Annotated in this window: 16 protein-coding genes; 10 read left to right on the top strand and 6 right to left on the bottom strand. The window is 68.7% G+C overall.

Features of this window, described 5'->3' with window-relative positions; all coding sequences use genetic code 11:
- Nucleotides 1-24 precede the first annotated feature (24 nt).
- The 7 genes from K0H49_RS19695 to ureG all read left to right on the top strand — a co-directional run bounded on the left by K0H49_RS19695 (nt 25) and on the right by ureG (nt 5,273).
- Entirely contained in the window at nt 25-327 is a 303-nt protein-coding gene (locus K0H49_RS19695; protein ID WP_183025330.1) for an urease subunit gamma, read from the top strand.
- 166 nt (nt 328-493) lie between these two features.
- Entirely contained in the window at nt 494-1,108 is a 615-nt protein-coding gene (locus tag K0H49_RS19690) for a HupE/UreJ family protein (protein WP_219216058.1), read from the top strand.
- A 10-nt stretch (nt 1,109-1,118) separates the two neighbouring features.
- Nucleotides 1,119-1,424, top strand: coding sequence for an urease subunit beta (locus tag K0H49_RS19685; RefSeq protein ID WP_219216056.1), 306 nt, complete (start codon nt 1,119-1,121; stop codon nt 1,422-1,424).
- The gene (locus K0H49_RS19680) at nt 1,424-3,226 is read left to right on the top strand and encodes an urease subunit alpha (RefSeq protein WP_219216054.1); all 1,803 of its coding nucleotides are present in this window, start codon (nt 1,424-1,426) and stop codon (nt 3,224-3,226) included. Before K0H49_RS19685 ends, K0H49_RS19680 begins: the two co-directional genes overlap by 1 nt.
- An 84-nt stretch (nt 3,227-3,310) precedes the next feature.
- The gene (gene ureE, locus K0H49_RS19675) at nt 3,311-3,913 is read left to right on the top strand and encodes an urease accessory protein UreE (protein WP_219216052.1); all 603 of its coding nucleotides are present in this window, start codon (nt 3,311-3,313) and stop codon (nt 3,911-3,913) included.
- Nucleotides 3,913-4,602 (top strand): urease accessory protein UreF, encoded by a 690-nt coding sequence (locus K0H49_RS19670; protein WP_374122386.1) that lies wholly within the window; start codon nt 3,913-3,915, stop codon nt 4,600-4,602. Before ureE ends, K0H49_RS19670 begins: the two co-directional genes overlap by 1 nt.
- Nucleotides 4,603-4,622: 20 nt before the next feature.
- Nucleotides 4,623-5,273 carry an urease accessory protein UreG gene (gene ureG / locus K0H49_RS19665; RefSeq protein WP_219216050.1) on the top strand — a complete coding sequence of 217 codons (651 nt, stop codon included), beginning with the start codon at nt 4,623-4,625 and terminating at the stop codon, nt 5,271-5,273.
- Nucleotides 5,274-5,283: 10 nt separating this feature from the next.
- Here the strand turns inward: ureG and K0H49_RS19660 are convergent, their stop codons facing one another.
- Entirely contained in the window at nt 5,284-5,796 is a 513-nt protein-coding gene (locus tag K0H49_RS19660) for a hypothetical protein (RefSeq protein WP_257625028.1), read from the bottom strand.
- 203 nt (nt 5,797-5,999) lie between these two features.
- Here K0H49_RS19660 and K0H49_RS19655 point away from each other — a divergent pair, with 203 nt between their 5' ends.
- On the top strand, nt 6,000-8,147 hold the full coding sequence (locus tag K0H49_RS19655) for a TonB-dependent receptor domain-containing protein (protein ID WP_219216048.1): 2,148 nt from the start codon (nt 6,000-6,002) through the stop codon (nt 8,145-8,147).
- 45 nt (nt 8,148-8,192) lie between these two features.
- Here the strand turns inward: K0H49_RS19655 and K0H49_RS19650 are convergent, their stop codons facing one another.
- Both K0H49_RS19650 and K0H49_RS19645 read right to left on the bottom strand, forming a co-directional pair.
- Nucleotides 8,193-8,720, bottom strand: a complete 528-nt coding sequence (locus K0H49_RS19650; protein WP_219216047.1) for an Rrf2 family transcriptional regulator — start codon at nt 8,718-8,720, stop codon at nt 8,193-8,195.
- Nucleotides 8,721-8,780: 60 nt separating this feature from the next.
- On the bottom strand, nt 8,781-9,473 hold the full coding sequence (locus K0H49_RS19645; protein WP_219216044.1) for a Bax inhibitor-1/YccA family protein: 693 nt from the start codon (nt 9,471-9,473) through the stop codon (nt 8,781-8,783).
- Nucleotides 9,474-9,607: 134 nt separating this feature from the next.
- On the opposite strand from K0H49_RS19645, the gene nhaR reads away from it, so the two are divergent.
- On the top strand, nt 9,608-10,504 hold the full coding sequence (nhaR, locus tag K0H49_RS19640) for a transcriptional activator NhaR (protein WP_219216042.1): 897 nt from the start codon (nt 9,608-9,610) through the stop codon (nt 10,502-10,504).
- A gap of 7 nt (nt 10,505-10,511) precedes the next feature.
- Here the strand turns inward: nhaR and K0H49_RS19635 are convergent, their stop codons facing one another.
- The 3 genes from K0H49_RS19635 to K0H49_RS19625 all read right to left on the bottom strand — a co-directional run bounded on the left by K0H49_RS19635 (nt 10,512) and on the right by K0H49_RS19625 (nt 13,055).
- The gene (locus K0H49_RS19635; protein ID WP_219216041.1) at nt 10,512-10,703 is read right to left on the bottom strand and encodes a hypothetical protein; all 192 of its coding nucleotides are present in this window, start codon (nt 10,701-10,703) and stop codon (nt 10,512-10,514) included.
- 105 nt (nt 10,704-10,808) lie between these two features.
- On the bottom strand, nt 10,809-12,236 hold the full coding sequence (locus tag K0H49_RS19630; protein WP_219216039.1) for a diguanylate cyclase domain-containing protein: 1,428 nt from the start codon (nt 12,234-12,236) through the stop codon (nt 10,809-10,811).
- A 150-nt stretch (nt 12,237-12,386) separates the two neighbouring features.
- Nucleotides 12,387-13,055: a GntR family transcriptional regulator gene (locus K0H49_RS19625; RefSeq protein WP_374122385.1), complete on the bottom strand. Its 669-nt coding sequence runs from the start codon at nt 13,053-13,055 to the stop codon at nt 12,387-12,389.
- Nucleotides 13,056-13,385: 330 nt separating this feature from the next.
- On the opposite strand from K0H49_RS19625, the gene K0H49_RS19620 reads away from it, so the two are divergent.
- On the top strand, nt 13,386-16,874 hold the full coding sequence (locus tag K0H49_RS19620) for an indolepyruvate ferredoxin oxidoreductase family protein (protein WP_219216035.1): 3,489 nt from the start codon (nt 13,386-13,388) through the stop codon (nt 16,872-16,874).
- Nucleotides 16,875-16,886: the final 12 nt, after the last annotated feature.

Below are 16,886 nucleotides of genomic sequence, written 5' to 3'. Positions count from 1 at the left end.
CCTCCACGCATCCTTTTCTGTCCCATGGAACTCACGCCACGCGAAAAAGACAAGCTGCTGATCTTCACGGCCGCACTGCTCGCCGAGCGCCGCCAGGCCCGCGGGCTCAAGCTCAACTATCCCGAGGCGGTCGCGCTGATCTCGGCCGCGGTCATGGAAGGCGCGCGCGACGGCAAGAGCGTGGCCGCGCTGATGAGCGAAGGCCGCAGCGTGCTCACCCGCGCCGACGTGATGGACGGCGTGGCCGAGATGATCCCGGACATCCAGGTCGAGGCCACCTTCCCGGACGGCACCAAGCTGGTGACGGTCCACCAGCCGATCGTCTGAAGAACATGTGAATGAACCTGCTGCACACCCCGATCCCGCATCTGCGGTGCTCACCGCACGCAAGTGCGGCTCCGCTCCTCAATGCAGGCTCGGGGCGCTCGCGACGGTTCCTTCACACGTTCTAGCCCCCTTTTTCTTCTTTCTCATTTCCGAGCGGAGACTTCCCATGCGCCTGACGCGTTCTTCATCCTTCCCTTCCCTCGCCATTACCGCGCTCGGCCTGCTGCCGCTGCTGGCCTCGGCCCACGTCGGCGTCGACGGCGGGGCCCATCACGACATCGGTTTCGTGCAGGGCTTCGTGCATCCCTTCACCGGCCTGGACCACCTGGCGGCCATGGTCGCGGTCGGTCTCTGGAGCGCGCTGATCGCCCGCACGGGGCGCGACCTGCTCTGGGCCCCGCTGGGCTTCGCCGGCATGCTGCTGGCCGGCGCGCTGCTCGGCCTTGCGGGCGTGCAGGTGCCTGCGGTCGAGCCGATGATCGCGGCCTCGCTGCTGGTGATCGGCCTGCTGGTGGCCACGCGGCTGCGGCTGCCGGGGCCGGTGGCCGCGGTGGTGGTCGGCGTGTTCGCGGTGTTCCACGGCGTGGCCCACGGCTACGAGCTGGCGGGCGACCACGGCGCCGGCTTGGCGATCGCCGGCATGGTGCTGGCCACCGCGCTGCTGCACACCGCCGGCATCGCCGTCGGCTGGACCCTGCGCCAGCGCGGCGCCTGGCTGCCGCGCGTGGCCGGCGCGGCCGTCGCGCTGTTCGGCGCCGCGCTGCTGGCGCAGCTCGCCTGAGGCCCGGCCCGTGATCCCCGGCGAACTCTTCACCGACGAGGGCGAGCATGTGCTCAACCCGGGACGGCGCACGCTCACGATGGTGGTGCAGAACACCGCCGACCGGCCGATCCAGGTCGGCTCGCACTACCACTTCGCCGAAGTCAACGGCGCGCTGGGCTTCGACCGCGCGGCCGCGCACGGCATGCGGCTGAACATCGCCTCGGGCACGGCCGTGCGCTTCGAGCCCGGCCAGCAACGCACGGTCGAGCTCTGTGATCTCGCGGGCGACCGCATCGTCTACGGCTTTCGCGGCCTGGTGCAAGGGAAACTCTGATGGCTACGATCGGACGCCGCGCCTATGCGGAAATCTTCGGCCCCACCGTGGGCGACCGGGTGCGGCTGGCCGACACCGACATCGTGATCGAGGTCGAGGCCGACTACACGCTGCGCGCCGGCGGCTACGGCGAAGAGGTGAAGTTCGGCGGCGGCAAGACGATCCGCGACGGCATGGCGCAGTCGCAGCGCACCCGCGACGGCAAGGGCAGCGGACCTACGGCCGGTGGCGCGGTCGACACCGTGATGACCAACGCGCTGATCCTCGACCACTGGGGCATCGTCAAGGCCGACATCGGCCTGAAGGGCGGGCGCATCGTGGCGATCGGCAAGGCCGGCAACCCCGACGTGCAGCCGGGCGTCGACATCGTGATCGGCCCCGGCACCGAGGTGATCAGCTGCGAAGGCAACATCGTCACCGCGGGCGGCATCGACAGCCACATCCACTTCATCTGCCCGCAGCAGATCGAGGAAGCGCTGAGCTCCGGCGTGACCACCATGCTCGGCGGCGGCACCGGCCCGGCCACCGGCACCTTCGCCACCACGGCCACGCCGGGCCCCTGGCACATCGAGCGCATGCTGCAGGCGGCCGACGCGTTCCCGATGAACCTGGGCTTCCTGGGCAAGGGCAACGCCAGCTTGCCGGCCGCGCTGCACGAGCAGATCGATGCCGGCGTGATCGGCCTCAAGCTGCACGAGGACTGGGGCACCACGCCGGCGGCCATCAGCAACTGCCTGGACGTGGCCGACGCCACCGACACGCAGGTGGCGATCCACTCCGACACGCTGAACGAATCGGGCTTCGTCGAGAACACCATCGCGGCCGTGAAGGGTCGCGGCATCTGCGCCTTCCACACCGAAGGCGCGGGCGGTGGCCATGCGCCCGACATCCTGCGCGTGGTGGGCGAGGACAACTTCCTGCCCTCCTCCACCAACCCCACGATGCCCTACACGGTGAACACGCTCGACGAACACGTCGACATGCTCATGGTGTGCCACCACCTCGACGCGGGCATCGCCGAGGACCTGGCCTTTGCCGAATCGCGCATCCGCAAGGAGACCATCGCGGCCGAGGACATCCTGCACGACCTGGGCGCGATCAGCATGTTCAGCTCCGACAGCCAGGCCATGGGTCGCGTGGGCGAGGTGATCATCCGCACCTGGCAGACGGCGCACAAGATGAAGCAGCAGCGCGGCTGGTTGGCGCCGCCCTCACCCCCAGCCCCTCTCCCCGGGGGGGAGAGGGGAGCTTTCGGTCCTGCTGCGCAGGAGAGCTCCCGGAATGACAACTTCCGCGCCCGCCGCTACATCGCCAAGTACACGATCAACCCGGCGCTCGCGCACGGCATCGCGCACGAGGTGGGCAGCATCGAGGTCGGCAAGTGGGCCGACCTGGTGGTGTGGAAGCCGGCCTTCTTCGGCGTCAAGCCCTTCACGATCATCAAGGGCGGCAGCATCGCCATGGCCGCGATGGGCGACCCGAGCGCCTCGATCCCCACGCCGCAGCCGGTGCACTACCGCCCGATGTTCGGCGCCTACGGCCGCTCGCTGCACAAGAGCTCGCTCACCTTCGTCTCGCAGGCCGGCCTGGCCGCCGGCATCGGCGAACGCTTCGGCCTGCAGAAGACGTTGAGCGCAGTGAAGAACGTGCGCGGCGTGCGCAAGCAGCACATGGTGCACAACGGCTACACGCCCAGGATGGAGATCGATGCCCAGACCTATGCGGTGCGCGCCGACGGCCAGCTGCTGGTGTGCGAGCCGGCGACCTCGCTGCCGATGACGCAGCGGTATTTCCTGTTCTGAGCGCACAACGCACGCGGGCTTGACAGGCTGGGTATTCTTCAAGAACTCCTTTCTTTTCACGGACGCGCTCCGCGTCAGCCAGCCATGCTCAACGCCAACAAACTCATGCCCCAGGGCGGCGGCCTCGCCGCCGTGCTGCTCAAGCGCGCCGCCACCATCGAACTCGACTGGGACGTGCGCCAGAAGAGCCGCTTCGACACCGTCGATTCGCAGGGCCGCCGCATCGGCGTGTTCCTGCCGCGCGGCACGGCCGTGCGCGGGGGCGACGTGCTGGTGGCGGAAGACGGGTCGCTGATCAAGGTGATCGCCGCGCCGCAACCGGTGCTGGTCATCACGCACTGCACCCAGCACGGCACGGCCTTCGACCTGACGCGCGCGGCCTACCACCTGGGCAACCGGCATGTGCCGATCGAGCTGCAGCCCGACCACCTCAAGATCGAGCCCGACCACGTGCTGGCCGCGATGCTGCGCTCGATGCACCTGATCGTGCGCGAGGCCGAGGAAGCCTTCGAGCCCGAGGGCGGTGCCTATGGCGACCATGGCGGCGCGCATGGTGGCAGCCATGACCATGGCCATGCCCACGGCAAGGCGCCCGTGGGTCCGGTGCTGCACCCGGACGCCTATGCGGGCGGGCACGACCACGACCATGGCCACTCGCACGGCCACGACCACGACCACACGCACTGATGACCGACACCGCGGGCGCGATGCCCGCCGCCAGCCTCCTGCAGCTGATCTGGCTGGCCTCGCCGGCCCTGCCGATCGGTGGCTTCTCCTATTCCGAGGGGCTCGAGGCCGGCGTGGAATGGGCCGGACTGGACAGCGAGGCACGGGCCTCCGACTGGATCGCCGACCAGCTGCACCTGGGCCTCGCGCGCGGCGACCTGGCCGTGGTCGCCCAGGCGATCGCGGCCTGGCGCAGGGCCGACGCGGCGCGCATCGCAGCGCTCAATGCCTGGGTGCTGCAGACGCGCGAATCGACCGAGTTCCTGCTGCAGACCGAGCAGATGGGCCGCTCCTTCGTCGAATGGCTCAAGCTGCAGCACGACGACGTGGCGGCGCAGTTCGAAGGCCTGGCAATCACCTATCCGGTCGCCTTCGCCTTCGCGGCGGCACGCACGCAGGCCAGCCTGCGCGACGGCTGCCTGGCCTTCGCCTTCGGCTGGGCCGAGAACATGATCGGCGCCGCGGTGAAGTCGGTGCCGCTGGGCCAGAGCGCGGGCCAGCGCATGCTGGGGCGGCTGGCGCAGGAGATTCCCACTGCCATCGACCATGCCATCGCGCTCGACGACGACGCGCGCCAGGCCTTCTCGCCGATGCTGGCGATCTATTCCGCCCGCCACGAAAACCAATACTCCCGCCTTTTCAGAAGCTGACTTCCAGAACGAGACCCGCCATGTCCTCCGCCCTCCACCACATCGCCCATCGCACCAAGAAACTGCCCCCGCTGCGCGTGGGCATCGGCGGCCCGGTCGGCTCCGGCAAGACCACGCTGCTCGAGATGCTCTGCAAGGCGATGCGCGACAAGTACGACCTGGTCGCGATCACCAACGACATCTACACCAAGGAAGACCAGCGCCTGCTGACGGTGTCGGGCGCGCTGCCGGCCGAACGCATCATGGGCGTGGAGACGGGCGGCTGCCCGCACACCGCGATCCGCGAGGACGCCTCGATCAACCTCGAGGCCATCGACCGCATGCTGGTCGACTTTCCCGACGCCGACGTGGTGTTCATCGAGAGCGGCGGCGACAACCTGGCCGCGACCTTCAGCCCCGAGCTCAGCGACCTGACGATCTACGTGATCGACGTGGCGGCCGGCGAGAAGATCCCGCGCAAGGGCGGGCCCGGCATCACCAAGAGCGACCTGTTCGTGATCAACAAGACCGACCTCGCGCCCTACGTGGGGGCCGACCTGGGCGTGATGGAGGCCGACACGAAGCGCATGCGCAAGCAGCGCCCCTATGTGATGACCAACCTCAAGACCCACACCGGCGTGGCCGAGGTGGTGGCCTTCATCGAGGAACGCGGCATGCTCAACGAGGGCTGAGGCCAGGCCCTCAGAGTTCGCTCCCGTCCTTGCGCACGCGCGTCTTGTAGACCAGCCGCACGGTGGCATGGCCGGCGCCGTCGGCGCGCTGCAGGTAGACGTCGGTGTCCTCGGTGGCCCAGCTGGCATAGCGGCTGCCGGGGTCGCGTGCCGCCGTCTCGGTGCCGAAGCGGGCCCGGCCCCAGTCGAGCAAGGCGCTGAAGGCGGCATCGCCCCGGTCGGGCAGGCTGTCGGCCGCGGCCAGCCATTCGACGCGCTGCAGCGCCCCCGCGGAAAAGAAGAAGGTCGGGTCGAAGGCCAGCCCGCCGATGAGGCTGGGTGCGCCGCGCCAGAGGCCGGCCAGCCCGCCCGGCAAACGTTGCGGGCGCGCGACACGTTGCGCATCGGGCACGGCATCGCGCAGCGCTTCGGCCGACATGCCCAGGCGCACGCCCTCGGGCAGGGACTGGGCCGACGCGAGGGTGCTGGCACCGAGGATCACGGCGGCGCCCACGAGGAAGCGAACAGGGGGAAAGACAGCCAAGGGAAGAGGTCCAGCGTGAGATGCGAGGGGCCGAGTGTGAGGCCGTGGACGCCTGAAAGTTCAGCCCGGCGTGATACACGAGAAACGAACTAGTTCGCATTTGCAATACACTTGTTGCAAGTTCGGTCAGCGCGCAAGACAAAAACACCTCCAGAAGCGACGTTCCCGGTTATTTCCCGTCGTCTTTTCTGGAGTTCCCCCGGATGCCTCAAGCCCATCCCGGCGCAGCCTTGCCGCGCCTGTCCGCCGTCGCCCTGTGCGCCGCCAGCCTCTTCGCCACCCCCGCCTTCGCCCAGTCGGGCGCTACCGACCTCCGCGAGGTGGTGGTCACGGCCTCCGGTTCCGAGCAGGACATCAAGGATGCGCCCGCCTCCATCACGGTGATCAATCGCGCCGAGCTGCAGCAGAAGCGCTTCAACAGCCTGGCCGAGGCGCTGCAGGACGTCGAAGGCGTGGACGTGGGCGCGGCCGCCGGCAAGACCGGGGGCCTGAACATCAGCATCCGCGGCATGCCCAGCGACTACACGCTGGTGCTGATCGACGGCCGGCGCCAGAACGCCGCCGGCAACGTCACGCCCAACGGCTTCACCGAGACGCAGACCAGCTTCATGCCGCCGGTGTCGGCGATCGAGCGCATCGAGGTCATCCGCGGCCCGATGTCCACGCTCTACGGTTCCGATGCGATGGGCGGCGTGATCAACATCATCACGCGCAAGGTCGGCAAGCAATGGGCCGGCTCGGTCTCGGCCGACTACACGCTGCAGGAGAGCTCGGACTTCGGCGACACCCGCTCGGGCAAGTTCTACCTGAGCGGCCCGATCCAGCAGGACCTGCTGGGCCTGGCCGTGCGCGGCGCCAAGTTCAAGCGCCAGGCCGCCGACATCAGCTACCTCAACCAGCTGGGTGCCGAGGTCGCGCCGGTCATGGGCGCCAACCCGGTCAAGTCGGACATCGAGAACTTCGGCGCCAGGCTCACGCTCACGCCCACGCGCGACCACGACCTGAGCCTGGACCTCGACACCGGCCGCCAGACCTACGACAACGCGCGCGGCCAGCTCGGCACCCTGGGCACCGGCGGCTATGCGCCCGAGCAGAAGTACGACCGCGACCAGATCACGCTGGCCCACGCCGGCCGCTACAGCTTCGGCCGCTGGGACACCAGCTACATGGTCAACCGCACCGAGACCGTCGGCCGCACGATCCCGCCGGGCACGCCGGGCGCCGTGGCCGGTTCGCCGCGCACGCTGGAAGTCGAGAGCCGCGTGCTCGACAGCAAGCTGGTCACCGCGCTGGGCCGCCATCTGGTCACCGTGGGCGGCCAGTGGTGGGAAGCGGAGATGAAGGACGGCGTCGCGCCGCAGACCTTCAGCTTCACGCAGAAGGCGCTGTTCCTCGAGGACGAATGGCGCATCGTCGACAGCTTCGGCCTGACCTTCGGCGCGCGCTACGACGAGCACAGCCTGTTCGGCGGCAAGCTCAGCCCGCGCATCTACGGCGTCTGGAACGCCACGCCGAACTGGACCTTCAAGGGCGGTGTGAGCAACGGCTACAAGACGCCGCGCGTGGAACAGCTCGCGCCCGGCATCAACGGCTTCGGCAACCAGGGCCGCACGCCGCTGATCGGTTCGCCCGACCTCAAGCCCGAGACCAGCACCACGACCGAGATCGGCACCTACTACGACAACCTGGCCGGCTTCACCGCCAGCGCCGCGCTGTTCCACAACCAGTTCAAGGACAAGATCACCAGCGGCCCGGGCCTGCCGAACTGCGGCTACCGGCCGGCGCTCAACCGTCCCGGCTGCGTGAGCTTCGGCAACTGGCCGGCGGTCGACACCTTCGGCCAGAGCATCAACGTGGACGAAGCCGTGACGCAGGGCCTGGAGTTCGCCACGCGGATCCCGCTGGATGCGGCCTGGTCGACGCGGCTGAACTACACCTACACGCGCAGCGAACAGAAGAGCGGCCCGAACCAGGGCAAGCCGCTGACCGACACGCCCAAGCACGCCTTCAACGCCAGCCTGCACTGGCAGCCGGGCGGCGCCTGGTCGGGCTGGCTGCGCGCCGAGGTCCGCAGCGACCGCTTCCGCGACCCGGGCACCACGGCCGCCACCATCGCCGCCAAGAGCGCACTGGGCGACTACAAGGGCTACGGCCTGCTGCACATCGGCGGGGCCTACCAGGTCAACAAGCAATGGGTGATCAGCGCGGCGGTCTACAACCTGCTGAACAAGAACTTCATCGACTACCGCGGCTATGCGGTGCCGGGCCAGGCAGCGCCCACCTACGGCAGCCCCTACGTCAACAACGACGAAGGCCGCCGGCTCTGGGTGTCGGCGACCTACGAGTTCTGACGGAAAGCAAGGAGAAATGCGGGGCCTGGCGCCCCGCGGACCGCTTCAGCTGGCGATGCCGAAGCGCGCCAGTTCGAACACCGAATTGGGCGCGTTGGGGCGCGACGGCTTGACCACCGTGCGCACCGGCTCCGGTCGCTTGAGCGGTTCGGCGTGCATCTGCACGCCCAGCGCGATCTGGTCGTCGACCAGCTTCTGCAGGTGGACCGAGTCGAGGAACTCCACCACCTTGCGGCTCAGCGAATCCCACAGCTCCGGCGTGGCGCAGCGCTGCAGGTCGTCGGGCTGCACGGCCGACGCGCGGCTCTCGACCGAGGGGCCGTCGACCGCGAACAGGATGTCGGCCACCGTGATGGACGACGCCTCGCGGCCCAGGCCGTAGCCGCCGCCCGGACCGCGGGTGGACGCCACCAGCCCGTGCCGGCGCAGGTCGGCGAACATCTGCTCGAGATAAGACAAGGAAATGCGCTGCCGGCGGCTGAGCACGGCCAGCGAGATGGGGCCGACCTTGCGGTGCAGTGCCACGTCGATCATGGCGACGACGGCGAGACGTCCTTTGGTGCTGAGGCGCATGGTGTTCTCCTGGGTTTAGTTGTCGTGGTTCTGTTCAATGAACTTGAATGCCTGGAACGTTCACTCGTCGCGGCCGCCGGCCAGGCCGAGCAGGGCCAGCAGCGACTGGAAGACGTTGTAGATGCTGAGGTAGACGCCCAGCGTGGCCGAGATGTAGTTGGTCTCGTGGCCGTCCTTCACGCGCTTGAGGTCGTGCAGGATGAAGGCCGAGAAGATGCCGATGGCGAGCACCGACAGCGTGATCATCAGCGCGCTCGACTGGATGAAGAAATTGGCGATGCCGGCCACCAGCAGCAGGATCACGCCGATGAAGAGCCACTTGCCCATGGCCGACAGGTCACGCTGGATCACCGACGACAGCGTCGCCATGCCCAGGAAGACCGCGCCAGTGCCGGCGAAGGCGGTCATCACCAGGCTGGCGCCGTTGGACAGGCCCAGCACCGTGCCGACCAGGCGCGAAAGCATCAGGCCCATGAAGAAGGTGAAGGCCAGCAGCACCGGCACGCCGGCGGCCGAGTTCTTGGTCTTCTCGATGGCGAACATGAAGCCGAAGGCGCCGCCCAGGAACACGATCATGCCGATGCCCGGGGACATGGCGCGCGTGATGCCGGTGGCCACGCCCAGCCAGGCGCCCAATACCGTGGGCACCATCGACAGGGCCAGCAGCCAGTAGGTGTTGCGCAGGACCTGGTTGCGTTGCGCGGAGGTGGTCGGTACGCCGTAGGCACCGTAGCGGGAGATCGTCTCGTTCATGGATGTCCTTGTTGAAAGCACGCGGGCGAAAAAGGGGGAAGCGTCGCTTTGCACTCTAGGGCGTTCGAGCCTTCGAGAAAAGTCGTATTTTCGGCATCGTTCCTTCGTTATTTGTTTAATATGGAAGCGACACCATGAATTTCAAGCACCTCTACTACTTCTGGGCGGCCGCCAAAGCCGGCGGCATCGTACGGGCCGGGGAGCAGCTGCACATCACGCCGCAAACCCTGTCCACGCAGATCAAGTTACTGGAAGAGTCGCTGGGCTGCCATTTGTTCCAGAAAAGTGGCCGCGGCGTCGAATTAACGCCAGAAGGACGCACGGCGCTCAGTTATGCCGACCAAATCTTCTCGTTGGGCGCAGAACTCGAGGCCGCGGTGGGCAACAAGCGCTCGGGGGTCCGCACGCTGAATTTCCGGGTCGGCATCGCGGACGCGGTGCCCAAGGCGATCGCCTACCGGCTGCTCGAACCGGCCCTGGCCATCCCCGAGCAGGTCCGGCTGATCTGCCACGAGGGCCATTTCAGGGACCTGCTGGGCCAGCTCTCGGTGCAACGCCTCGACCTGGTGATCGCCAACGAGGCCATGGGCAAGCAGACCAGCGTGAAGGCCTTCAACCACACGCTGGGCACCACCGCCATGACCTTCTTCGCCACGCCGGCCCTGCATGCCTCACTGGAAGGCAGCTACCCCCAATGCCTGGACGGTGCGCCGATGCTGATCCCGGGTTCGGCCTCGGCGATGCGCCAGCGGCTCGACCTCTGGCTCGCCGAGCATGCGCTGCGGCCCCGGCTGATCGGCGAGTTCGACGATGCCGCGCTGCTCAAGGCCTTCGGCGGCGAGGGGCGCGGCGTGTTCATGGCACCGACGGTGCTCGAGGACGAGACCTGTGCGCAGTACGGCGTGAAGGTGCTGGGCCGGGCCTCGGAACTGGTCGAGGAGTTCTTCGGCATCTCGGTGGAGCGCCGCATCACGCACCCGTGCGTGGCAGCCATCACGCGCGCGGCGCGACAGCAATTTTCCAGAAAGTGAGCGCGGACTAGCTCAGGAAGAAGTGGTACGCCGCGCTCGATGCGATCACTACGACGGCGATCACGGCCAGGCGTACCCAGGGCGAGCGGGAGGGCGCCGCGCGGCGCGCCGGGAGGATCGAAGGGCTCAACGTCGAGAAACGGGTGCTGTCGGTCTTGTCCTTGGCCCAGTCGTAGAAGTTGTCGCGTTCGGTATTCATGTAGGTCATTTTACTACAATGAATACCTTTTGCTACATTTCCGAATTGGACCTCCGGGGCGTCTGAGCGTGCATTACTGCACACGTCCCGGCGGTGGTCTGCGGTTCAGTCCTGCGCGACCAGGTCGTCCGACCAGAAACGGTAGACGTTGCGGCCCGCGCGCTTGGCCATGTACATCGTCAGGTCGGCGTTCTTGATCAGTGCGTTCACGTCCGCGCACTTCGGTCCGTACAGCGCAATGCCGATGCTGGCCGAGATCGCGCAGTCGTGTTCGAGCACCTTGAAGCGCGTCGAGGCGGCGAGCAGGATGCGCTGCGCGACGGTTTCGACGTCGGCCCGGCTGGCGAAGTCGTCGACGATCACCACGAACTCGTCTCCCCCCAGCCGCGCCGCCGTGTCCGACATGCGCAGGCTGCGGCCCAGCCGCTGCGCAAAGGCCGCGAGCAGCGCATCGCCCACCTCGTGGCCCAGCGAATCGTTGACGGCCTTGAAACCGTCCAGGTCGATGAACAGCAGCGCGAGCGGCGATCCCCGCTGCGCCTTGCCCACCGCGTGGCGCAGCAGCTGCATCAGCAGGTTGCGGTTGGGCAGCCCGGTCAGCGCATCGAAGTGCGCCAGCCGGCGAATCTGGTCTTCCGAGGCCTTGCGCTGCGTGATGTCCATCACGGTGCCGCGCAGCAGGTTGCCGCCGCCCTCCGCGCTGGCCGACGGTTGCGCCAGCGCGTGAACCCAGCGCACGGCCCCCGAGGGCAGCGAGATGCGGTACTCGGTATCGAACTCCTTGCCCTCCCCCAGCGCGCGGTCGATCAGGCGCATGTAGCGTTCGCGGTCCTCTTCGTGGACCAGAGAGCGGAAATCCGCACCGGCCATGCCGCGGTCGTCCCGGTCGAGGCCGAAGATGCGAAAGGTCTCCTCCGACCAGGCGGCCTCGCGGGTCACGGGGTCGAAGCTCCAGCTGCCGAAATGGGCCAGCCGCTGCGCCTCTGCCAGCATGCGCTCGCTCTCCGAGACGGCGCGAAAGGCGGCCTTGAGCTGCTCGCGCAGCGAACTGATGTGGCCGCCCATCATCGCGAACCAGGGCATCACGACCGCGAAGACCAGCAACTGCAGCCACTCGAGCTGCATGTCGAGGGTCTGCGGCTTGAACAGGTGCAGCAGACCGAGCACCGCTGCATAGCCGATGACGCTGCCCAGCGCATAGCTCATGAGCGCGGGCGTGCGCAGCCGCAGCGCACCGAACAGGCTGACCATCGCCAGCAGCACCAGGAACATCGCACGCCCGCCATCCGACGCGAACGCGCCGCCCAGCAACGTGAGGGCTGCGGCGCTCATCTGCGCCACCGTCATGCTCGGATCCGCGAGCTTGCGGTTGCGCCCGCTGCGGAAGGCCAGGTGGAAAACCAGCACCCAGCCGACGATCACGCCGAGGATCAACAGCAAGGGCTTCAGCTGAAGCATGCCCAGCCCATGCCAGACGACCAGCAACAGGATGACCAGCAGGCTGGTGCCGACGGCGATGCGATAGCTCTGCAATCGAAGGTCCTGCCTTGCGTGTTCAGGTTCGGAAAGAGGGGACGTTGGCATGACTCGGCGATCGCGCACGGGAAGCGAGGGAAAGGAAGGGCTGAACTCTAACGTCGCGCGGCGCTCCCCGGGACACACCCGCCGCGAAACCTGGCCGCCTCATCCGCGCGATGCCCCGGCCTCGACCAGAAAGAAGCGCGCCACCATCTCGCGCGTGATCTGCACGGCGCGGTGCAGGCTCATGTCGATGTGTGCGGTGAGCACCTCCAGCGCGCCCACGGTGTCCCGTTGCGCGATGAGCGCGACGATCCGGGCATGGGCCTCGAAAGCGCGGTCGTTCCAGTCCGACTGCTCGATGTCGACGTGCCGCGCCACATGGATGCGGCGCGTGACGATGTCCATGAAGGCCACCAGTTCCTTGTTGTGCGACAGGGCCACGAGATGGCGATGGAACTCCTCGTCGGCCAGCACCATGTCCGCGGTCGCCAGGTCGTCGGAGGCGGCCATCACCAGCTGCCAATAGATGCCCAGCACCGCGATCTCCTCGTCGCTGGCCCGCTGCACCGCGAGCAGCACCGCGCGGCGCTCCAGCGCGATGCGCACCTGGTAGAGGTCGAACACCTCGTCGACGCTGATGGCCTTGCGCAGGAAGCCCTTGTTCATCACGAAGTCGAGCAGGCCTTCGGCGGCCAGCCGGTTCAGCGCCTCGCGCAAGGGCGCGCGGCTCACGCCGAGTTCGCGCCCCAGCGCCTGTTCGTTGATGCGCGCACCGGGCTTGAAGTCGTAGCGCATGCAGCGCTCGCGCAGCGCGAGGTAGAGCCGCTCCACGCTGCTCTCCTCGCGGGCCTCGCGCGGCGGTCTGGGGCTGGATCGACGGGGCGTTCGAGGCATGCGGCGTGAGGAGGGGAATGGTGGCGACAGCTGTGCTTTGCAGGCGGGTTCGCCGTCGCTCAGGCGACAGATCGCGCCTCAGTGTAGCGAGTGCCGCCCGCGTTGGCGCTGCACAGGGCGCCGGCCCGGGCCCGAGCGCGGAGTTTCCCTAGTGGGCCGTCGTGCAAAAGTGTCGACACTTGCGGAGGCACCGCTTGCGGATGCCGAATCGCAGGCGCGCCCCGATGCGCCTCGCCCCCACGAGAAACCCCACACCCGAGGCAGGCCATGACCTTGAAAGCCGTCACGCTCGACGACAAGTACACGCTGACCCGCGGCCGCATCTTCATCACCGGCACCCAGGCGCTGGTGCGGTTGCCGCTCACGCAGCACGAACGCGACCGCCGCGCGGGCCTCGACACCGCGGGCTACATCAGCGGCTACCGCGGCTCGCCGCTGGGCGGGCTCGACGAACAGATCGCCAAGGCCAGGAAGCACCTGGGCGCGCGCAACGTGGTGTTCGTACCCGGTGTCAACGAGGATCTCGCGGCCACCGCCGTCTGGGGCTCGCAACAGGCCGAGATCGGCGGCGAGGGCAAGCACGACGGCGTGTTCGCCATGTGGTACGGCAAGGGCCCAGGCGTGGACCGCACCGGCGACGCCTTCCGCCACGGCAACCTCGCGGGGTCGTCGCGCCACGGCGGCGTGCTGGTGCTGATGGGCGACGACCACACCTGCGAATCGTCGACCACCTGCCATCAGAGCGAGTTCGCGATGGTCGACGCGATGATCCCGGTGCTGAGCCCGGCCGGCGTGCAGGAGATCCTCGACTACGGCGTGATCGGCTGGGCCATGTCGCGCTACAGCGGTTGCTGGGTCGGCATCAAGTGCGTGAAGGACACGGTCGAGGCCACCGCGTCCATCGACGTCGACATCGAGCGCGTGAAGATCGTCGCGCCGCAGGGCGTGGACCTGCCCGCCGACGGCGTGAACATCCGCCAGCCCGACACGCCGCATGCGCAGGAGGCGCGGCTGCACCGCCACAAGCTCGGCGCCGTGACCGCCTTCGCGCGTGCCAACGGCATCGACCGCATCGTGCTCGACAGCGCCTCGGCGCGGCTGGGCGTGGTCTCGCACGGCAAGAGCTACCTCGACGTGCTGCAGGCGCTCGACGACCTGGACCTGTCGGAGGCAGCGGCCGTGGCCAAGGGGCTGCGGCTCTACAAGGTCGGCATGCCCTGGCCGCTGGAGCCCCAGGGCGCGGTGGCCTTCGCCGACGGGCTCGAGAAGATCCTGGTGGTCGAGGAGAAGCGCAGCCTGATCGAGTTCCAGCTCAAGGAGCAGCTCTACGGCCGCGCCCACACGCCGGCCATCGTGGGCAAGCGCGACGAACACGGCGCGGTGATGTTCCAGTCGGAGATGGCGCTGGACTCCAACCAGATCGCGATCGCCATCGGCGAGCGGCTGCTCGAACTGCAAGACGACCCGGCCCTGCGCCGCCGCTTGGAGGAGATCAAGGCCTGGCGCGCGCCGCGCGGCGTGGTCGACATCCTGTCGCGCAGCTTCTACTTCTGCAGCGGCTGCCCGCACAGCTCCTCGACCGTGCTGCCCGCCGGCAGCAAGGGCTACGCCGGCATCGGCTGCAGCTGGATGGCGCAGAGCATGGACCGCTCGACCCTGGGCTACACGCAGATGGGTGCCGAGGGCATGTCGTGGGTCGGCGAGGCGCCCTTCTCCAGGCGCACCCACATGTTCCAGAACCTCGGCGACGGCACCTACTTCCATTCGGGCCTGCTTGCGATCCGCGCGGCCGTGGCCGCGCGCACCAACATCACCTACAAGATCCTGTTCAACGACGCGGTCGCCATGACCGGCGGCCAGCGCCACGACGGCCCGCTCGACGTGCCGATGATCGCGCACCAGGTGCGCGCCGAAGGCGTGGGCCGCATCGTGATCGTGAGCGACGAGCCCGACAAGTACGCGGCCGACGTGCGCTGGCCCGACGGCGTGACGGTGCACCACCGCGACGACATCGACGCGGTGCAGCGCGAACTGCGCGAGCTGCCTGGCACCACGGCGCTGATCTACGACCAGACCTGCGCGGCCGAGAAGCGGCGCCGGCGCAAGCGCGGCACCTTCCCCGACCCGGCCAAGCGGCTGGTGATCAACGACCTGGTGTGCGAGGGCTGCGGCGACTGCGGCGTGAAGTCCAACTGCGTCTCGGTGCAGCCACTCGAGACCGAGTTCGGCCGCAAGCGGCAGATCGACCAGTCCTCGTGCAACAAGGACTATTCCTGCGTCAAGGGCTTCTGCCCCAGCTTCGTGACGGTGCTGGGCGGCGCGCTGCGCAAGCCCGAGCCGGTCGCCGACACCACGCTGTTCCCGGTGCTGCCCGAACCCGTGCTGCCCTCGCTCGACGAGCGCGTCTACAGCATCCTCGTGACCGGCATGGGCGGCACGGGCGTGGTCACCATCGGCGCCATCCTCGGCATGGCGGCGCACCTCGAAGGCCGCGGCTGCGGCCTGCTCGACATGGCGGGCCTGGCGCAGAAAGGCGGCTCGGTCTGGAGCCACCTGCGCTTCGGCGCCTCGCCCGAGGCCATCAAGACCATCCGCATCGCCGCGGGCGGCGCCGACCTGGTGCTGGGCTGCGACGTGATCGTGGCCGGCAATTCCAAGACGCTGGCCGCGACGCGGCGCGGCCGCACGCGCGTGCTGGTCAACACCAAGGAATTCATGCCGGGCGAGTTCTCGCGCCATGCCGACATGCAGTTCCCGCGCGACGGCCTGCGCGGCAACGTGATCGACGCGGTGGGCGAGGACGCGGCCGAGTTCGTCGACGCGGGCCGCATCGCGACCGCGCTCCTGGGCGACAGCATCGCGGCCAACATGTTCATGCTGGGCTTCGCCTACCAGCGCGGCCTGATTCCGATCGGCGCCGAAGCCATCGCGGCCGCGATCGAACTCAACGGCACCGGCCAGCGCATGAACGCCGACGCCTTCCTCTGGGGCCGCCGCACCGCGGTCGACCCGCAGGCGGTCGAGCGCCTGCTGGTGCTCAAGCGCGGCAGCGACGGCGCGGCCGTGTCGCCACCGCGTGCGAAGAACCTCGACGAGAGCATCGCGCTGCGCACCCGCTTCCTCACAGACTACCAGGACGCGGCCTACGCGGCGCGCTACACCGCGCTGGTCGAGCGCGTGCGCGCGGCCGAGGCCGGCCGCTTCGGCCAGGGCAGCGCGCTGACCGAGGCCGTGGCCCGCTGCCACTTCAAGCTGATGGCGATCAAGGACGAGTACGAGGTCGCGCGCCTGCATGCGCACAGCGGCTTCCTCGCCAAGCTCGCGCAGCAGTTCGAGGGCGACTACCGGCTGGTCTTCAACCTCGCGCCGCCACTGCTGTCGCGCCGCGACCCGGCCACCGGCGAACTGCGCAAGCGCGAGTTCGGCGCCTGGGTGCTGCCGCTGTTCCGGGTGCTGGCCCGGCTGCGCACGCTGCGCGGCACGCGCTTCGACCTGTTCGGGCGCAGCGAGGAGCGACGCGGCGAACGCGCCGTGCTCGCACGCTACGAGCAGACGATCGAGCGCGTGCTGTCGACGCTGCAGTCGTCCTCGGACCCGGCCCACCACGCCGCCGCCGTGGCGCTGGCCTCGCTGCCCGAAGACATTCGCGGCTACGGCCATGTGCGCGCGAAGAGCCTGGCCGCGGTGCAGGTGCGCGAGCAGGACCTGCTGGCCGCGCTCGACCGCCGCATGATCCCGCTGCAGCGCGCCGCCTGAGCGCCCTCTTTT

This window comes from Variovorax boronicumulans, assembly GCF_019352895.1.
Taxonomy (GTDB): domain Bacteria; phylum Pseudomonadota; class Gammaproteobacteria; order Burkholderiales; family Burkholderiaceae_C; genus Variovorax; species Variovorax boronicumulans_A.
The sequence above is the reverse complement of the archived record's forward strand: the minus strand, read 5'-3'. Positions and strand labels throughout refer to the sequence as shown.